14 protein-coding genes are annotated in these 16,208 nt (G+C 61.8%); all 14 read left to right on the top strand.

Translation table 11 applies throughout. The features are described from left to right. Positions 1 to 33 precede the first annotated feature (33 nt). Positions 34 to 1,407: a tetratricopeptide repeat protein gene (locus NUW13_06045; protein MCR4438591.1), complete on the top strand. Its 1,374-nt coding sequence runs from the start codon at positions 34 to 36 to the stop codon at positions 1,405 to 1,407. Position 1,408: 1 nt separating this feature from the next. Then, complete coding sequence (locus NUW13_06040) at positions 1,409 to 4,321, top strand: tetratricopeptide repeat protein (GenBank protein ID MCR4438590.1); 2,913 nt, start codon at positions 1,409 to 1,411, stop codon at positions 4,319 to 4,321. A 3-nt stretch (positions 4,322 to 4,324) separates the two neighbouring features. After that, positions 4,325 to 4,699, top strand: a complete 375-nt coding sequence (locus NUW13_06035; GenBank protein ID MCR4438589.1) for a hypothetical protein — start codon at positions 4,325 to 4,327, stop codon at positions 4,697 to 4,699. Between the two features lie 66 nt (positions 4,700 to 4,765). Continuing rightward, the gene (locus tag NUW13_06030) at positions 4,766 to 5,404 is read left to right on the top strand and encodes a MotA/TolQ/ExbB proton channel family protein (GenBank protein MCR4438588.1); all 639 of its coding nucleotides are present in this window, start codon (positions 4,766 to 4,768) and stop codon (positions 5,402 to 5,404) included. Further along, positions 5,404 to 5,859, top strand: coding sequence for a biopolymer transporter ExbD (locus NUW13_06025; protein MCR4438587.1), 456 nt, complete (start codon positions 5,404 to 5,406; stop codon positions 5,857 to 5,859). The genes NUW13_06030 and NUW13_06025 overlap by 1 nt, the downstream gene beginning before the upstream one ends. Positions 5,860 to 5,880: 21 nt before the next feature. Continuing rightward, positions 5,881 to 6,393 (top strand): biopolymer transporter ExbD, encoded by a 513-nt coding sequence (locus tag NUW13_06020; protein MCR4438586.1) that lies wholly within the window; start codon positions 5,881 to 5,883, stop codon positions 6,391 to 6,393. A 65-nt stretch (positions 6,394 to 6,458) separates the two neighbouring features. After that, positions 6,459 to 7,808, top strand: coding sequence for a TonB family protein (locus tag NUW13_06015; protein ID MCR4438585.1), 1,350 nt, complete (start codon positions 6,459 to 6,461; stop codon positions 7,806 to 7,808). A 172-nt stretch (positions 7,809 to 7,980) separates the two neighbouring features. Further along, on the top strand, positions 7,981 to 10,653 hold the full coding sequence (locus NUW13_06010; protein MCR4438584.1) for a T9SS type A sorting domain-containing protein: 2,673 nt from the start codon (positions 7,981 to 7,983) through the stop codon (positions 10,651 to 10,653). A 200-nt stretch (positions 10,654 to 10,853) separates the two neighbouring features. Next, positions 10,854 to 12,131, top strand: coding sequence for a 1-acyl-sn-glycerol-3-phosphate acyltransferase (locus NUW13_06005; protein ID MCR4438583.1), 1,278 nt, complete (start codon positions 10,854 to 10,856; stop codon positions 12,129 to 12,131). A 1-nt stretch (position 12,132) separates the two neighbouring features. Further along, the gene (locus NUW13_06000) at positions 12,133 to 12,696 is read left to right on the top strand and encodes an epoxyqueuosine reductase QueH (GenBank protein ID MCR4438582.1); all 564 of its coding nucleotides are present in this window, start codon (positions 12,133 to 12,135) and stop codon (positions 12,694 to 12,696) included. Then, complete coding sequence (gene amrS / locus NUW13_05995) at positions 12,693 to 13,709, top strand: AmmeMemoRadiSam system radical SAM enzyme (protein ID MCR4438581.1); 1,017 nt, start codon at positions 12,693 to 12,695, stop codon at positions 13,707 to 13,709. Before NUW13_06000 ends, amrS begins: the two co-directional genes overlap by 4 nt. 13 nt (positions 13,710 to 13,722) lie before the next feature. Further along, the gene (gene thiD, locus NUW13_05990) at positions 13,723 to 14,502 is read left to right on the top strand and encodes a bifunctional hydroxymethylpyrimidine kinase/phosphomethylpyrimidine kinase (protein MCR4438580.1); all 780 of its coding nucleotides are present in this window, start codon (positions 13,723 to 13,725) and stop codon (positions 14,500 to 14,502) included. Positions 14,503 to 14,608: 106 nt separating this feature from the next. Next, on the top strand, positions 14,609 to 15,259 hold the full coding sequence (locus NUW13_05985) for a porin family protein (protein MCR4438579.1): 651 nt from the start codon (positions 14,609 to 14,611) through the stop codon (positions 15,257 to 15,259). Positions 15,260 to 15,274: 15 nt separating this feature from the next. Continuing rightward, positions 15,275 to 16,156 (top strand): rhomboid family intramembrane serine protease, encoded by an 882-nt coding sequence (locus NUW13_05980; protein ID MCR4438578.1) that lies wholly within the window; start codon positions 15,275 to 15,277, stop codon positions 16,154 to 16,156. Positions 16,157 to 16,208: the final 52 nt, after the last annotated feature.

The raw sequence follows: 16,208 nt of genomic DNA, 5'->3' as shown, positions 1-16,208 counted from the left end.
GCCCAGGCCGATTTGGGGCTGATGGGAGTGCTGGTGTCTTCAGGATGGCGATACATAGCCCTGGCGGCGTGCGTCTGGCTGGCGTGTTGCGTCTCGGCCTATCCGCAGGCAGTGGGGCGCGCTGCCGACCGCGATCTTGAGCGGGTGGCCGACCGGCTGCTGAGCGAAGCCAAATCTTACATCAAGTCAGGCTCCTATTGGCAAGCGGCACGCGACCTCGCGCTCCTGTTGGACTACTATCCGGAATTCAAGAGAACCGACGAGGTGCTCCTCCTGCTGGGGGGCTGCCTGTATGAGATGGAACTCTACAATGCCGCCAGTTCCACCTACACCTACCTGGTGAAGAACCACTTCGGGAGCCCTTTGTTAGCCAAGGGGCTGCTCGGCCTACAAAAGACGCGGTACAAGCAGGGCAGGTACCAGGAGAGCCTCAACCTGTACGAGGCCTTGCTGCAGGCGCCCCGCCCAGTGGACGTCGACGACGAGGCCCGTTACTATGCGGGGCAGAGCTACTACAACATCAAAGACTATCCCAGCGCGCTGGAGGCCTTGCTCAACCTGGACCCGCGCAGCGACTACTACGGCTACGGCCTATATACCGTGGGCCTGTCCCTACTCAAGATGAAGCGGGTGACCAAGTCGGTAGCGGTGTTTCGCAAGTTGGTCTCTTTGCCGATAATATCAGAGGAGCGTCGTGCGGTAGTCGATGAGGGTCGGCTCACCCTGGGATATCTCTACTATGAGCTAGGCTACTTTAAAGAGGCGCGCGGCTACTTTGCCGACGTTTCAGCCGAGCATCGCCGCTACCCTGAGGCCCTCTTGGGTTGTGGCTGGGCCTCGGTGAAGATGGCCGACTATGCAGGGGCCGTAGCGCCGCTAATGACTCTCGTGTCGCGCTTCCCCCAAGACCCAAAGAGTGAAGAGGCACTGTTTTTGCTGGGTCGTTGTTATGTGCAGCTTGGTGTCTATGACGATGCGGTAAAGGTGTACGATAAGCTCATCGAGCTGTTTCCCGAAGAGGACAATCTGTCCGCAATGGTGCAACAGCTCAGCCGTCTCCTGAGTGCGCAGGAGCAAGAGATAGAGCGCTTACGCGAGGACTTGCTTCTGCTGGAGGCGAACCTGCTGGACGCGCTGCAGGTAGGTGGGCAATCGCGCGTGCCCGCTCATCTCAAGGAGGAAAAGGCGCGGCTCGACGAGACACGGCGCGCCCTCCTGGAGAACATTGTCCAGGAGCAGCAACGCTTCCTGGAGATGCATAGCACCATTTCGGCGCTGCGGGAGAACCTGAACTTGAAGCTGGAGCGCAAGACCTGGCGTGCCTACGCGGAATATGGCAAGTCGCGGGCCCTGTTCCTCAGGGGTACGGGTGGAACGCCAACGAAGGAAGGGCTACAGGAGCGGTAGCATGCGGCAGAGGTGGAATGACTCTGGCAACAAGCACATGAGGGCCTTCCTCATCTTGGGTGTGGTCTGTCTTCTTGTGGGCATGCCGGTGCATGCTCCCCTGGCGCAATCGGTCCAGGAGGGCCGGATCTCGCCCTTAGAAGAGGCGCGACTCGATGAGGCCATCAAGGAAAACGAGATGTTGCTGAGCAAGTACCCGGCCTCCGAGTTTGCCCCCACCGTCATGTTCCAGTTGGCAGAGCTGTATGCGCGCAAAGCCGACTTGGAATTCCAGCGGCAGATGACGCTCTACGAGGCAGAGATGGCCAAGTACGACCAAGGCCTCCTCGCGATCCAGCCGGTCATGCCGCGTATCAACCTGCAAAAGACTATTGCTACGGCAAGCAAGCTTCTGGAAAAGTTCCCCAATGTCGACTTCAAGGACCGGGTCCTCTACCGGCTGGGCATGAGCTACCTCGACGAGGGGAATCGCGAGAAGGCCAAGGAGTACTTTGTCCGCCTTCTTGCTGAGGTGCCCTCCAGCCCGCTGGCGCCGGAGGTGAACTTTCGCTTGGGCGAGTACTACTTTGAGCGGCGCGAGTTTCAGGAGGCCATCAACCATTACCGACGGCTGCTCGACAAGTGGGATAGCCCTTACTTTGAGATGGGGCTATACAAGCTGGGTTGGTCATATTACAACAGCAACGACTTTGCCAATGCAATTAGCAGTTTTGTCTACCTCATCGAGGAGACCACCGCCCTGACGGCGGGCAAGCGAGTTGCCGGAGGAGGGAACAAGAGTAAAGCCGACTTGCGGCGCGAGGCCATCGAGTACGTAGCCGCCTCGTTCACCGAATTCGGCGGGCCTTCCAAGGCGCGCGCCTTTTTCGAGAAGAAGCAAGGCCGAGACTACCCCATTCAGGTGTTCCTGAAGATGGCAGACACCTACAACGCGCGCAACGGCTACGACGAAGCCATCGAGACTTACAAGACGATGCTGGAGGTGTTTCCCTTCTACCACGATGCGCCGCTGCTCTACAAGCGGATCGTCGAGACCTATGAGCGCGCCGGCGATGAGGAGAAGGCGAACGAGGCCCGCGAAGTGCTCGCCACGAACTTCGGCCCGGGCAGCGCATGGCTTGCCCAGTATCCTGAGGGGGAAATCCGTAGCGACGCCCTGCATTTGGCGCAAGAGGCGCTTTACGAGTTGGGCATCTACTACCAGCGAAAGGCGCACGAGGGAAACAGCGTGCGCGACTACCGGCTGGCCATCGATAGGTTCTCGCAATACCTGAGCAAGTTCCCCCGCGGTGAGAAAGCCTATCGGGTGAACTACTACTTTGCCGAATGCCTCTACGAGGTGGGAGATTTCGAAGGGGCTGCCGAGGCGTACTACCAGTGCATGACGCAGTACGAGGAGACAACGTTCAAGGAGCAGGCAGCTTACAACCGTATCCTCTGCTACTACAACCTCTGCCAAAAGGGCGCCATGGCCGATACTGTCACGGCGTACATTGACGACTTCTTGGCCTCGGGCATCATGCAGGCTGTGGTGGTGGCGCATCCTAATCAGGCGCGGTTGGTGGAGGCCTGCAACGACTTTGAACGCTTCCTGTCGCAGAGTCCCAAGCGCACCGAGGTGCTCATGAAGTTGGGCGAGACACTCTACGGGCTGGGTAATTTCGACCTGGCGGTGCAGGCGTACCGCAAGGTGGCAGAGATGGCGGAACGCGGTCCCTACACCGCCCAGGCCATGAACATGATCGCCCAGTCGTACTTCAAGAATGCAGACTACCAGAAGGCGGAGGAGTGGTACCAGCGACTGGCAACTACCTACGCGGATTCGGCCGAGTTTGCCGAGCGGGCAAACCGCATGATCGCTTCCTCACGCTTCAAGGCGGCCGAGAGCTTGCGGGATGTAGGGCGATTGCCAGAGGCGGCCGCCGGCTTTGAGCAGCTCGCTGCTTCGGCCAGCGATCCGGAGGTAGCAGAGCGGGCCCTGTACGAGGCGGCACTCCTGCGGGAGAAAGAGGGGGAGAGCGAAAAGGCGGTTGCGCTCTTCGAACAGTTACCGCGCCGACATCCGCGCAGCGCCCTGGTCGACGAGGCCCTGTACCGCGCCGGCGTTCTGCGGCAAGGGCTCGGCCAATGGCGCGAGGCCGCCGAGGACTTTGGGCGGCTGGTGGAGCTGGTGCCTAACTCCAAGTACGCCCAGCGCGCGCTGTTCCACGCCGGCTCCTGCTGCGAAAATCTGCAGGACTGGCAAGGAGCGCGCCGCGCTTACGAACGTTACGTTGCTCTTGGTGGGGCCGAGCCAGATGAATACCTGGAGGTGATGTTCAAGGTGGGCGACATGGCCTTCCGCCAGCGAGACTTCAGGGCGGCGCAGGATGCATTCGCCAAGACCATCAGCCAGTACAACACCTACATCCTGCGCGGCGTGGTGGTTGATGACTACGTGGCCGCCCATGCCCAGTTCATGCTCGGCGAAATCCATTTCGATGAATATTGTCGCATCCAATTGGTGCCACCGCTGGACAAGAATCTCGCTCGCAAGCGCGACGAGCTGAGGCTGGTCCTTGAAGCGTACAAGGAAGCGGCCAAGTACAAGGTCGCCGAATGGGCTACGGCCGCGTCCTACCGGATTGGCCTTGCCTTTGAAGAGTTTGTGCGAGCGTTCCTCGAGTCGCCCCGGCCTGACAACCTGACGCCTGATGAGCGCCTCACCTATGACGAGAAACTGGCAGAGACCGCCCAGCCATTCAAGGTGCAGGCGCTGGAGACCTACCGGGCCAATGTCAGGCGGGCTGAGGAGAGCAATATCGAGAACGAGTGGGTTGCCGAAAGCCGCAAGCGCATGCAGGCGCTGCTCATCGAACTCGGTACGGAAGGCGGCCTGGGCCCGGCCCAGAGGCCTGGGACGAACAAGGGGTAAGCGATGCGTGGATGTAGTAACCTCCGCTGGCTGGCGGCCATTTGCCTGGCCATGCTCAGCGGGATGGTGAGCGTGGCAGGAGCGCCGCAGAAGCCTGTGGAGGAGAAACTCAACAAGATCGTCTCCGACGTGGAGCAAAAGGTCAGCAGCCGTGACCCGTCGGTGGGCGAGGATGCGGTCAAGATCATCTTGAACAAGATCGAAGTGCTCGGGCGCATTGAGAAGCCGCAGGCGGTGTTCATCGTGCCCGGGACCGATCCACGCGTGGATGACATCGGCATCGACCGGTCTTTTTTCCAGGAAATCTTTCGGCCGGTGGAACGCGACGTGGTGCGCAAGACGCTCAACCGCCACGCCCGGGACTACATCCCCTGGTGAGAGAGCGTGAGCAGGTGCTGAGCTTTACAAGAAAGGTCGAGTCGCTTTGGGAAGAAGAAGGAGGGCGTGAGTTTGGAGACCATTGCGGCGTTTTTCAAGCACGGTGGGCCGTTCATGTATGTCATCGCCTTAGCGATGGTATTCGGCTATGCGATAGCCATCGAGCGTATCATCGTGTTAGCGTTTAGGACGCGCATCGATACCCCTGCATTTGTGAACCGCATTCAGGAGTTAGTGCATTCCGGCAACGTGGCGAGGGCTATCGAGTACGCGCGGCGTTCGGAGGCGCCCCTGCCGCGCATCGTGCGGGCTGGCCTGGAACAGTTCCAGAACGGCGGAGGTGAGAAGGACGTGCAGCGTGCCTTCGAGCTGGCCGCCTTGGTGGAAGTGCCCAAGCTGGAGAAACGTACCCACTACCTCTCTACCATCGCCAATGTGGCGACGCTGCTCGGGCTCTTGGGAACCATCTTCGGTCTCATTGTCTCTTTCCAGGCGGTGGCGCAAGCAGAAGCAGCGCAGAAAGCGGAGCTATTGTCGGTGGGCATCTCGCAGGCCATGAACACCACGGCCTTTGGCCTAATTGTGGCCATCCCCTGCCTGTTGGCCTACGGCTACCTGCAGGAGAAGACCAACGGCATCGTCGACGAGATCAATGAGAGCGTGGCGCGCATCTTTCAAGGGTTGACGGTGCGCGGAGGCAAGTGATGAACTTGAAGGCGGCAATCGGCAGGGGCACGGTTCGCGGCGAGGCCGACGTCAATATCATCGGCGTCATGAATCTCTTCCTCATCCTCGTCCCTTTCTTGCTGTTGACCGCGGTTTTCGTGAAGATCGCCGTGTTGGAGCTCTCCCTGCCGGCTGCAGGGCGCAAGAGCGCCGTCGCTGCCCAAGACAAACCGGCGATCCTCAACATTCTGGCGGTGGAGGAGGATGGCTTTCAGCTGAACAGCCCCTACATGAACCACCCGAAGCTTCCTAAGGTGGGTGGCGCCTTTGACTACAAGGGCCTGACCGCGCAGCTGAAGGCGGTGAAGGCCAAGTACCCGGAGAGCGAGGACATCGTCATCTCCCCAGCCTCCACAATTCTCTACGAAGTCATCGTCAAGGTGATGGACACCTGCCGAGAGGCGGGTTTTCCTAACATTTCGTTGGCTGGTTGAAAGGCGAATGCAATCGCGACCATGAACCTTTCCACAGAGAGCACAGGGTGGCAGCTGTTTCCAACCCGGCGACGGAGCCGCACCGGCAGCTTTACCTTGCGGCTGACGTCGATGATCGACATGTTCACCATCTTGCTGGTGTTCCTGCTGAAGAGCTACTCGGCCGAGGGGCAGATCATGACTATTGCGCGCGACTTGCGCCTGCCGCAGTCCACTGCCACCTTGCCGCCGAAGACGACCTCAATCGTGGCCCTCACGCGCGAATGGATTCTGCTGGACGGGCGGCCCATCGTGCGCAACGCCGACGTTTTGGCGCGCAGCGACCTGGTGATCGCTGCTCTGCTCAAAGAACTTCAGGACTTGCGGGCATTGACCGAAGGGATCGGCCAACTGGGCGCGGTGAGCTCATTTGCCGGCAACATCACCATCCAGGGGGACAAGAGCACCCCGTTTGAGCTGCTTAAGCGGGTCATGGTCACGTGCGGCCGCATGGGGTACAACGATATGAACCTCGCAGTGCTGCGCACCGAGTAGACGGGCATGAGTTTCGAGAGCGATGCACGCGGGTGGTCAGGGTTGGTGAGGGTGACGCGGAACAGATGGCAAAAGAGCGCATAGTCCAACAGTTGCGGGTCAGGGTGAGCCAGGGCGATGGCGTGAGCCAGCGTGTGCTGGGCGAGGGGGAGCGGCTCACCGTGGGGCGGTCGCCAGGCAACGATGTGGTCGTCTATGGAGAGGACTTTCCGGAGCGCCACGTCCTGATTGGCTGGCTGAATGGGAGGTTTGTTGCCCAGATCCAGGGTTTTGTTCACGGTGAAGTGTGGGTTGATGATTCTCGCCTCAACGTGCGCGACCTGGTGAAGCACGGCTTGCTGCCCAGGCGGGCCAATTCCTACCTTCTGCCTTTGCTGCCTGGCAAACAGGGCTCTCTGACCGTCGGGCCGGTGCGCGTCGATTTTGCCTGCGAAAAGGCCAAAGTGGCGGTACTTCCGCAGGCGACGGAGTTTTCACTTGGCCACAACCTGCTCAAGAGGTTCACTGACGAGCCGCTCTTCAAGTTGGTGCTGGCGAGCTTGCTTCTGGTCGTGGGTTTGACCGTGTGGCAACTGAGCGGCATGACCATTACCGAGCGCAAGCCGGTTGACTTAGAGAAGGTGCCGCAGCGCTTTGCACGCTTTGTGGTGCGCTCGCAGCTGACGCCGGTCGCGGATACAGGGCGCGGCGGGGTGGCGCCCGCCACGGCAGAAAAGCCGAAAACAGAGGGGGCGGAGCGTTCCTCGGAAGGACAACGCGGTGGCGGCGAGCGAAGTGGGGGCGAGGGCAGGACCGTCACCAGCAAGGGGTTGCTGGGCCTCATCTCCGGCACGGGCCAAGGGGGGCGCTCCGGCAGTTTGGTGGATATCCTGATGGACAAAGGGCTGGTGCATGAGTTGGCGGCGGTGGCGGGCGAAACCGACCTGCGCGTGGGGCGGCGCAACGGAGGCGGCAGTAGCAAAGGCTCCGGCCTGGAGGAACTGTTTGACGCCACAAAACGCGGCGGCATCGACGACCTGCTCGGCGACCTGGACTCATCCGTGCCAAGCGTGGAGTTGAAGAAGGAGGGGACTGTCTCTGTTGAGCGCACCGCCACAGTGACCGGGAGCGAGGAGGCGCGTGGCCGTCGCGACCCAGAAACTCTGCGCGCGGTGGTCAGCGCCAACATGGGGCGCATCACCTATATCTACAACAAGTACCTGAAGCGAAACCCGAATCTGCAAGGCAAAGTCAGCCTGGACATCACCATTACCGCCAGTGGGCTGGTAAGCAAGGTGGAGGTGGTGGAGAGCACCATCTCCGATCGCGAGTTCCTCAACGAACTGGTAAATGCGGTGCGCCGCTGGCGCTTTGAGCCCATAGAAAGTGGCACCGTGGTGGTGAATTACCCCTTCGTCTTCTACCGCGAGAGCTGAAGGTAGTCGGGATAGCTGGGCAGGGAGGTTGCTTATCTGCGCTCGGCGGCTGGCACGCTGGGGAGTGTAAGCAAGTCGTGAGCTGACTCCAGGTCCCGGCCACGCGCGGGGCGCAGGTGCTTTCTGCTGCCTCGCGAAACCATGCCTCATCGTCCTTTCCTGTGACGCCACAATGAAGTCCCGAATAGCCGTTGGGATGACAGTTGCCGTGGTGCTGGCGGGCACAACCCTGGCGCACGGCGGCGTTCGCGCGCCCGCGTTGGGAATTTGCGGGACGCCGCCGAGCGTGGCTTCCGTGACCGCCCAGGCCGGCGGGGACAGCGTCCTGGTCAGCATCGCCTACGTTGCCTTCCCCGACCAGGCGGACACGCTGGTGCCGCCATTTTGGCAGGAACTGGAAACTCTCTTCTCAGACTACTTTCTCAAAATGTCACGTGGGCGGCAGCACGCCAGGATGCACACCCTCCTGCGTCGGGCGTCGGGAACTGGATGTTACCTCGCCAGCTCCAGCTACGCAGAATTCAACCCCACTACAGACCTGCCCCGATTGTGCACAGAGGTGGTTAACGCATTAGCGAGGGACCACCCCGAGGGCCTGGCGGCTACGGACGTCTTGGTGTTAGCCTTTCTCCAAGACTGCCTGCCGGGCGTTTCCGGCGTGGCCTATCTCCCCTGTGCGGCGGTCGCGGCCTACCGCGGCCCGGGCATTCTGGTGGACGTGCAGCCGAAGGAGATGTTCTTCGGCCTTGTCGCCCACGAGTACGCCCATCTGCTCGGATTTGTCCACCCACCGGGGTATGAGCGAAAATACTTCGCGGACTACTGCCTGATGGACGCCAAGGTCCATCGCCTGGTGCCTTTATGTGTGGAGAACCTCTACCGCGTGGGGTGGCTCGACGCTGCACAGGTGGTGGAAGTGACGGACACGCTGTGCAACGTTGCGCTGGCGGACATGCGGCGGGGCGGCACGGTGCTGCGCATCTTCGCCACGCCAAACCAGTACTTCTGGGTGTGCAACCATCAGGGGACTGACTACGACGCGGCATACGCGGGGAGGGGATTGCTCATCTGGCACATCAAGGTGGACGATGGCTTGCCCAGGAGTGGGCCGGAGGTGTGGGACGTGGAGAGCGCCGCCGGCTTGTACACGGCCGGTCTTCCCGACCGCATCGCCGGTTTGGACTCGCTGGATCTTTCGCCGGACTATACTGGCTCGGCGGCCGACTTCTTCCGCAGCGGCTCGCCCACGGCAGGCGGCCACCACTTCGGGCCGCTCACCAACCCCAGTTCGCAGGGCTATCGCCTGGTGGAAGGCTCGACGGACAGCCTTGTGCAGGACGTCGACACGGGGGTGGCCATCCGGATTCGCGGGCAAAGGGCCGACACCATTTTTGTGGACGTCTTGGTTCCGAATCAGCCGCCACGGTTTGGCCAGGTACGCCCCCTGCCGGCGGCAGTTGCCACGCGTGAGCCCCATGTGGTCGAGTGCGAGGTCTTCGATGACCACCGCGCGGAGGAGGTGACGCTCTGCTATGCCCAGGACAGCCTTGCGCAGTTCCACTGCCTGCCGTTGGCCTCCCTCGGCCACCGTTGGTGGCAAGGGCTCGTCCCGCCTCAGGAGGGCGGTACCTCGGTGCGCTACTTCTTGGTGGCTCGCGACGCTTCGGGCTGCCAGGCCAGGTTCCCATCTGCCGGATTTCTTGCCTCGTCAGTGCAGGGCCAGGTGCTGGCAGCTGTGCATCCTGAGGAGATTAGCCTCTTCGTGCGCCCGGGGCATTGTGGCGAGCAGGCTGTCCGCCTGACCAATCGGGGTGACGGCCTGATGCTCTTTCGGACGCGGGTGCTCCCAGAAGGAAAGGAGACAACCGAGGCTCTGTCGCCGCCAGCTGAGGTTGTGCCGCACGCCTTAGACGCCGCGCGCTGGTGGGACGCAGCAGAAGTGCCCGTGGCCAGTGACGGCGAGGTGCTCGGCACCATCAAGCTGAAGAACAACGCAGACTGGCTCTTCGTGCGGCAGCAATGGTACTTCTTGCGGGATGCCGATCGCTATGTGATCGGCGTCCAATTAAAGTCGGCGCCGGACGGACCGCGCATGAGCCTCATCGCCAGCTCGTCGTCGCAGGCCGCTGCCCGGGAGCAGCGCTGGTACGCAGAGCCGGCCTTCACGGTAGAGCATGGGCAGGGCGTCGATGAACATGGCCTGCCGTGCGCGGTGATGGAGGCGCGCATCGCCTTGCAGGCAGTCGCTGGCCCGGACCAGACCTGGCCTCGCCTTTCGTTTTTTGCGCAGCGGCTGGGAGATCGCCCCCTGGAGAGCCAGGCAGTGGCATGGCCGCCTCTCGGACAAGGCTACAGCGGCGGCGACCTTGCTCTGCTCCGCACCCACGTACTCGCGCCCTGGGTGGAAGTCGAGCCCACAGAGGGTGCCGTGCCACCAGGTGGGACCGTTTCGCTTTCGGTCCGCTGCTGTGCGCAGCAGGATGCCCGGGCGCGCCTGCTGGTGATGACCAATGCGCCGCGCCAGCAAAACTTCTCCTTGCCCATCCGGGTTCGCACGGCGGTTGGTGAACAGGGGCCGCTCGCTGTCTACCCAAATCCTTTCAAGGCCAGTGCGACGGTCCTCCTGCAGCTCGAGAAGGGATGTGCCGCCGTGGAGGTGGCAGTGTACGACCTGCTCGGGCGCAGGGTGCGCCTGCTGGCCCGAGGCCCACTGGAGGCGGGTCGGCACCGTCTGCCGTGGGACGGAAGAGACTCATCAGGCGTGCCAGTTCCTTCCGGCATCTATCTGGTGCAGGCAAGACTCCCGAACCTGGTGACGACCACGAAGCTTGTGCGCCTGCACTGAATGCTCCCCGCCGGAGACCCGTGAAGAATCAACTTGCATCATGTCCCTGCGTTTTGTAGTTTTCAGTTGGCAAAGCAGGCTGGCGGCTGCTGGTGCTCTGCCAGGACTCCAGGTTGGAGCAGGCGCGCGCAGCTGTTTGCCGGCTGCACAGATTGATCGGCGCTCGACGTTGAGGCACTAATCGCAGCAAAAGGGCCAGGATGATCGGCGATCTGTTGTACGTATGCCCGTTGTGCAAGACTCCGGATGCCATTGCCAGGGCTGGGCGCAGGACGGTGTGCAGGCAGTGTGGCGCAGAGGTAAAACGGCGTGGTCGCTTACTGGGCGTGAACGGGCGCTTCCGAGACTGCGCCTTCTGGTTCGACCAGATGGCGCCTCTGCCGGAACTGCGTGCGAACCGTCCAGGGGCAGGGGTGTCTCAGGACGTGGGCCTCACTGTCCTCAGCCAGGCGGCGGTGCTCAGACAGGCGCGCCCAGCAGGGCGATACCGCACCTACGCGGGGGTCGAGGCCGAGTTGGAACGCATGGTACCAGTCGATCAAGGGCAGGTCAAGCTCACCGACGAGGCTTTTCACTTCTTGGGCAAGGAGCGACAGTGGACATTTCCCTGGCAAGAGGTGACCTGCGTGACCACGGACGCGCACTATTTTGTGCTCAAGGCTCGCGACCAGCGTTACTTCCAGATTCGCTTTCTCCACGAAAGCCCGTTGAAGTATGAATGCCTCTGCCGGGACGCGCTCCGAGCGTTTTGGCGTCGGCGCGGGGCAGCGGAAATCGTGGAGTTTCAACCCCAGGTTACCTTCCGTTGGCCCTGCCGCGCCGAGGGGCGACATCTGGTGCGGTGGCAGGTGGAAAAGCGACCGCCGCGGGAATCGCTTGCCACCAGGCTCCTCTACTCTTCCCTGAAAATGGCGCTCGCACTTCTGCTGAGAGCCTTGTTCGGCGTGCGAGTGGAAGGTCGCGAGAATGTGCCACGAAACGGGCCCTTCATCCTGGTGATCAACCACGAAGGCTACTTGGATTCCTTCTTCACGCTCGCGCTCTTGCCGCGCAAAGTGGCTTACCTGGCGAAGAACTCGGAGTTCGAGAACGGGGCAGTCCGCTGGCTGATGCGCCAATTGCGGGTCATCCCGGTCCGTCGTCATGAGGTCGACCCGTCCGTGGTGCGCAATGCACTGAGGATTTTGTCAGTCGGGGAACCGGTGGGGATTTTTGTGGAGGGGGAGCGCACCTGGGACGGTCGCCCGCTGCCAGCAAAGGTGGGGACCGTGCGTCTGGTGCTCCGCGCCGGCGTGCCCATCGTGCCGGTGCGCATCCGTGGCTCATTCGAAGTGCTGCCGCGCTGGGACAGTCACGTGCAACGGCATCGAGTCACGCTCACCGTGGGGCACCCCTTTGCCTTGCGGTTTCCGGCGGATCGTTTGCCAGAGGTGGCCGAGTTCCTCATGCAGCGCATTTTCGCCTTGGGGGAGAAATAGCGTGACCGAGAGTCGCCGACCCATTCTCCTGTTTGCCTGCTGCGCCCCGGACGCCACCGTGGCCATAGAACGGCTGTCGCCGGCGTGGGAAGTAACGGTGTTCTTCTACAACCCGAACATCCACCCGCGCGCCGAGTATGACCTGCGCCTGGAAGAAATGCGGAAAGTGGCGCAGGCGATGGAGGTGCCACTGGTTGTCGGCCCGTACGAAGACCAGCTCTGGTTGGCGATGGTAAAGGGACTGGAAGAGGAACCGGAGAAGGGCCGGCGCTGCCATGTCTGTTTCCGAATGCGTCTGGAAGCCACCGCGCGCCAGGCGAAGCACCTGAGCATTTCGGTCTTCGCCACCACCCTGACGGTGAGCCCGCACAAGGATGCGCGCACCATTTGCGCGCTCGGGCAGGAGCTGGCCGCACAATACGGCCTGGAATTCCTGGGGGCAAACTTCAAGAAGCAAGATGGCTTCGAGCGCAGCATCGAACTGAGCAAGGCGCTGGGGCTCTATCGCCAGAACTACTGCGGCTGCCTGTTCAGCCGCAGGAACCGTGGCCAGGAGGAGAAATGAAGGAGGCGCTGTTCTACGCCAAACTCGAGGGGGGCAAAGTGCGCTGCGAGTTGTGCCCGCACCGCTGCATCATAGGCGAGGGAAAGACGGGCGTCTGCGGCGTGCGCCAGAACAAGGGTGGGGTGCTCTACTCGCTGGTCTACGGCAAGGCGATCGCCGTACATGTGGACCCCATCGAGAAGAAGCCTTTGTTCCATGTGTACCCCGGGTCGCGCTCGTTTTCCCTGGCCACGGTAGGATGCAACTTCAGCTGTCGATTTTGCCAGAACGCCGACATTTCGCAGATGCCGCGCAACACCGGGCACGTGGCAGGGGAAGATCTCCCGCCGGACGAGGTGGTGGCTGCCGCCCTCAGGCACCATTGTCGTACCATCGCCTACACCTACACGGAGCCGACTGTGTTCTACGAGTACGCGGAGGCGTGCGCTCAAGGAGCGGTTGCCCACGGCATCAAGAATGTCTTTGTCACCAATGGTTTCATCTGCGAGGAACCGCTCAGGCGTCTGCAGGGAGTCTTGCATGCGGCCAACGTCGACCTGAAGGGCTTTGACGAGCAGTTCTACCGCAAGGTGGTCGGCGGCAGACTGGACAGCGTCCTGCAGACCTTGCGTCTGATGAAGGAGCTCGGCATGTGGGTGGAGGTGACGACGCTTCTGGTCCCAACCCACGTGGACCAGGAGGACCAGTTGCGGGCCATCGCCCGCTTCATTGTCGAGGAGTTGGGCAAAGAAACCCCCTGGCACGTGACGCGCTTCTACCCTCAGTACCGGCTCACTGATCTTCCTCCCACTCCTTTGGCATCGCTGCACCGTGCGCGGCAGATAGGGTTGGAGGCGGGACTCCATTACGTGTACAGCGGCAACGTCCCGAGCGACGAAGGCGAGCACACTTACTGCTACAAGTGTGGGGCGACGGTGATCGAGCGCCACGGGTTCTCCGTCAGGCAGGTGCGCTTGCGGGAAGGCGCCTGTGCCCACTGCGGGGCACCAATTCATGGCATAGGGCTGCCGTAACGGCGAGGAAGTCATGGTACGCGCACTCACCATCGCTGGTTCCGACTCCGGAGGCGGGGCAGGTATTCAGGCTGACCTCAAGACCTTCTGTGCCTTCAAGGTCTACGGGATGTCGGTCATCACCGCGGTGACGGCGCAGAACACGATGGGGGTGCACGGTATTTTCGCCCTGCCCGCGGAGTTCGTGGCCGAACAACTTCACTGCGTGCTGGAGGACATCGGCGCCGATGCAGCGAAGACGGGTATGCTGTCCAATGTCCAGATCGTGCGCGCCGTGGCTGCCGAGCTGCGTCGGCACCAGGTACGCAACGTCGTAGTCGACCCGGTGATGCTGGCCAAGCGGGGCGAGCCTCTGTTGCAGCCCGAGGCGCGTCAGGCGCTGGTGGAGGAGCTCCTGCCCCTGGCCGAGGTGGTAACGCCGAACATCCCCGAGGCGGAGGCTCTTGCAGAGATGCACATCGAGAGCTTGGACGACATGAAGCGTGCCGCAGAGCGCATCCTCGCCCGCGGCGCGCGCGCCGTGGTTGTCAAGGGCGGACACCGCACCTCGGACGCCACCGACGTGCTCTTCGATGGACAGGCTATGCTGGAACTGCGGGGGGAACGGCTCGCCAATCCGCATACTCATGGCAGCGGCTGCACGTTCTCGGCGGCCATCGCGGCAGGACTGGCAAAGGGCAAGCCTCTTGTCGAGGCGGTGCGTGGCGCCAAGGCCTTTGTGACCAAGGCCATCGCTCATGCCGAGCAGGTGGGCAATGGCATCGCTGGCCTCAACCACTTTGTGGAGCCTTAGCAGGCGCCACAGCCATTACCTTGATTTCCCTTGATTTTTTCCCGTGATATTTGTACCCTTTTATAGCTTTCGGCAACGCTTTTACCCAAGTGAGGAGGAGCATACCATGAGACGCAGGTGGGCGACAGCTGTCGTGTTGACGGTGCTATGCATGGCGCTGGTACCCGTCACCTCTTCGGCGCAGTGGGAAAAGCAGTTAGGCGTAAGAGTTGGGTTCCTCAGCCCCAAAGACGCCAAGTCTGGCTTTTCCATCGGTGCCTCGTTAGGCGCCGAGGTAGATGAAGCAGTGTCCATCGGCATTGCCGCCGACTTGTTCCGCAGGCACTATGTGAAGACTTCCGCAGTGGCGACCACAGAGTACCAAAGCGGCGTCAGTGAGACCACCATCCAGAAAGAGGTTGACTACAACACCACGATTGTGCCTCTCCTCGCAGAGCTGCTGGTGAGAATGCGGGGCAGCAGAGTGCATGCCTACTTGTTGCGCGGGAGCCTTGGCTACGAGCTTCTGTGGAACAAGGAGCAGAACTTTGCTCAGGACATTTCAGAGAGGCGCTTCTACAGCGGTTTTACCTGGCAGGTTGGCGGCGGCATCATGTACAGGCTAGGGCGCCGGTCGGACATTTCCGCTGAGGTGTTCTACAGCAGCGCCGAGGTGTCGCGCAATCGTACCGAGACGCCTGCAGGGCTGCCCGTGTGGGACCAGGTGGACCTGTCGGGCATCGGTGCCAGGGTGACCGTGGTGATGGGCCTCTGGTAAGGGTAGCCAAGCCGAATGTATGAAGACCGGCTGAGAACCAGGTTCAGCCTGGCCATGGTGGCCATGCCCAGGGCGGTGAAGTGGCTGTTGGCCGCCAACATAGTCATGTTCATTGTCCAGCAGTTGGGGAACGCATTCCTGCAGCCGATGGTTGTCTCGGGCAGGCTCCTTCTGCCGGTGCGCATTCCTCGCCTGGAGGCCTTCCTTGCCCTCATCCCAGCCTGGGTGGTGGGCAAAGGATGGTGGTGGCAGATCTTCACCTACATGTTCCTGCACGGGAACTTGCTCCACCTCCTGGTGAACATGCTGTTCCTGTGGGTGTTCGGCGCGGAGCTGGAGCGGGTCTGGGGTTGGCGGCGCCTACTGTCCTACTACCTCACCTGCGGGATTGGGGCGGGCGTTTTCCATCTGGTGTTCCGTCTGCACTCGGCAGTGCCTGTGGTGGGCGCTTCCGGGGCGGTGTACGGCCTCCTCATGGCCTATGGCCTGCTTTTCCCGGAGCGTGTCATCACCCTGTTTTTATTCTTCGTGCTCCCCATCCAGATCAGGGCGAAGTACTTGGTGTTGCTTTTCGGCGGGATGTCACTGTTGGGTGGGATTGGCAGCCTGTTCGGCAGCGAGGGGGGCATCGCCCACTTGGCCCACCTTGGGGGCATGGTCGTCGGTTACTTCTACTTGCGTCGCGGCTGGCTGTTTGGCAATCCACTGGTACGTGTGCGGCAGTGGTGGCGGAACCGTCGTGTGGAGGCCCAGCAGCGCCGCTGGGAGAAGATGCAACGCTATCGCCAGCGCGTGGATATGCTCCTGGACAAGATCAACGAGGTGGGCTATGACAACCTCACCTCGAGGGAAAAGAAGGAGCTGAAGCAGGCCAGCCGCTACCTGACGCGGAAGTGAAAGGGCGGAGGTACAACCTCGGGTGATGGTCGATGCCAAGAAGATGCGTCCC

It is taken from the genome of candidate division KSB1 bacterium, from assembly GCA_024655945.1.
Classification (GTDB): domain Bacteria; phylum Zhuqueibacterota; class Zhuqueibacteria; order JANLFK01; family Oleimicrobiaceae; genus Oleimicrobium.
The sequence above is the reverse complement of the archived record's forward strand: the minus strand, read 5'-3'. Positions and strand labels throughout refer to the sequence as shown.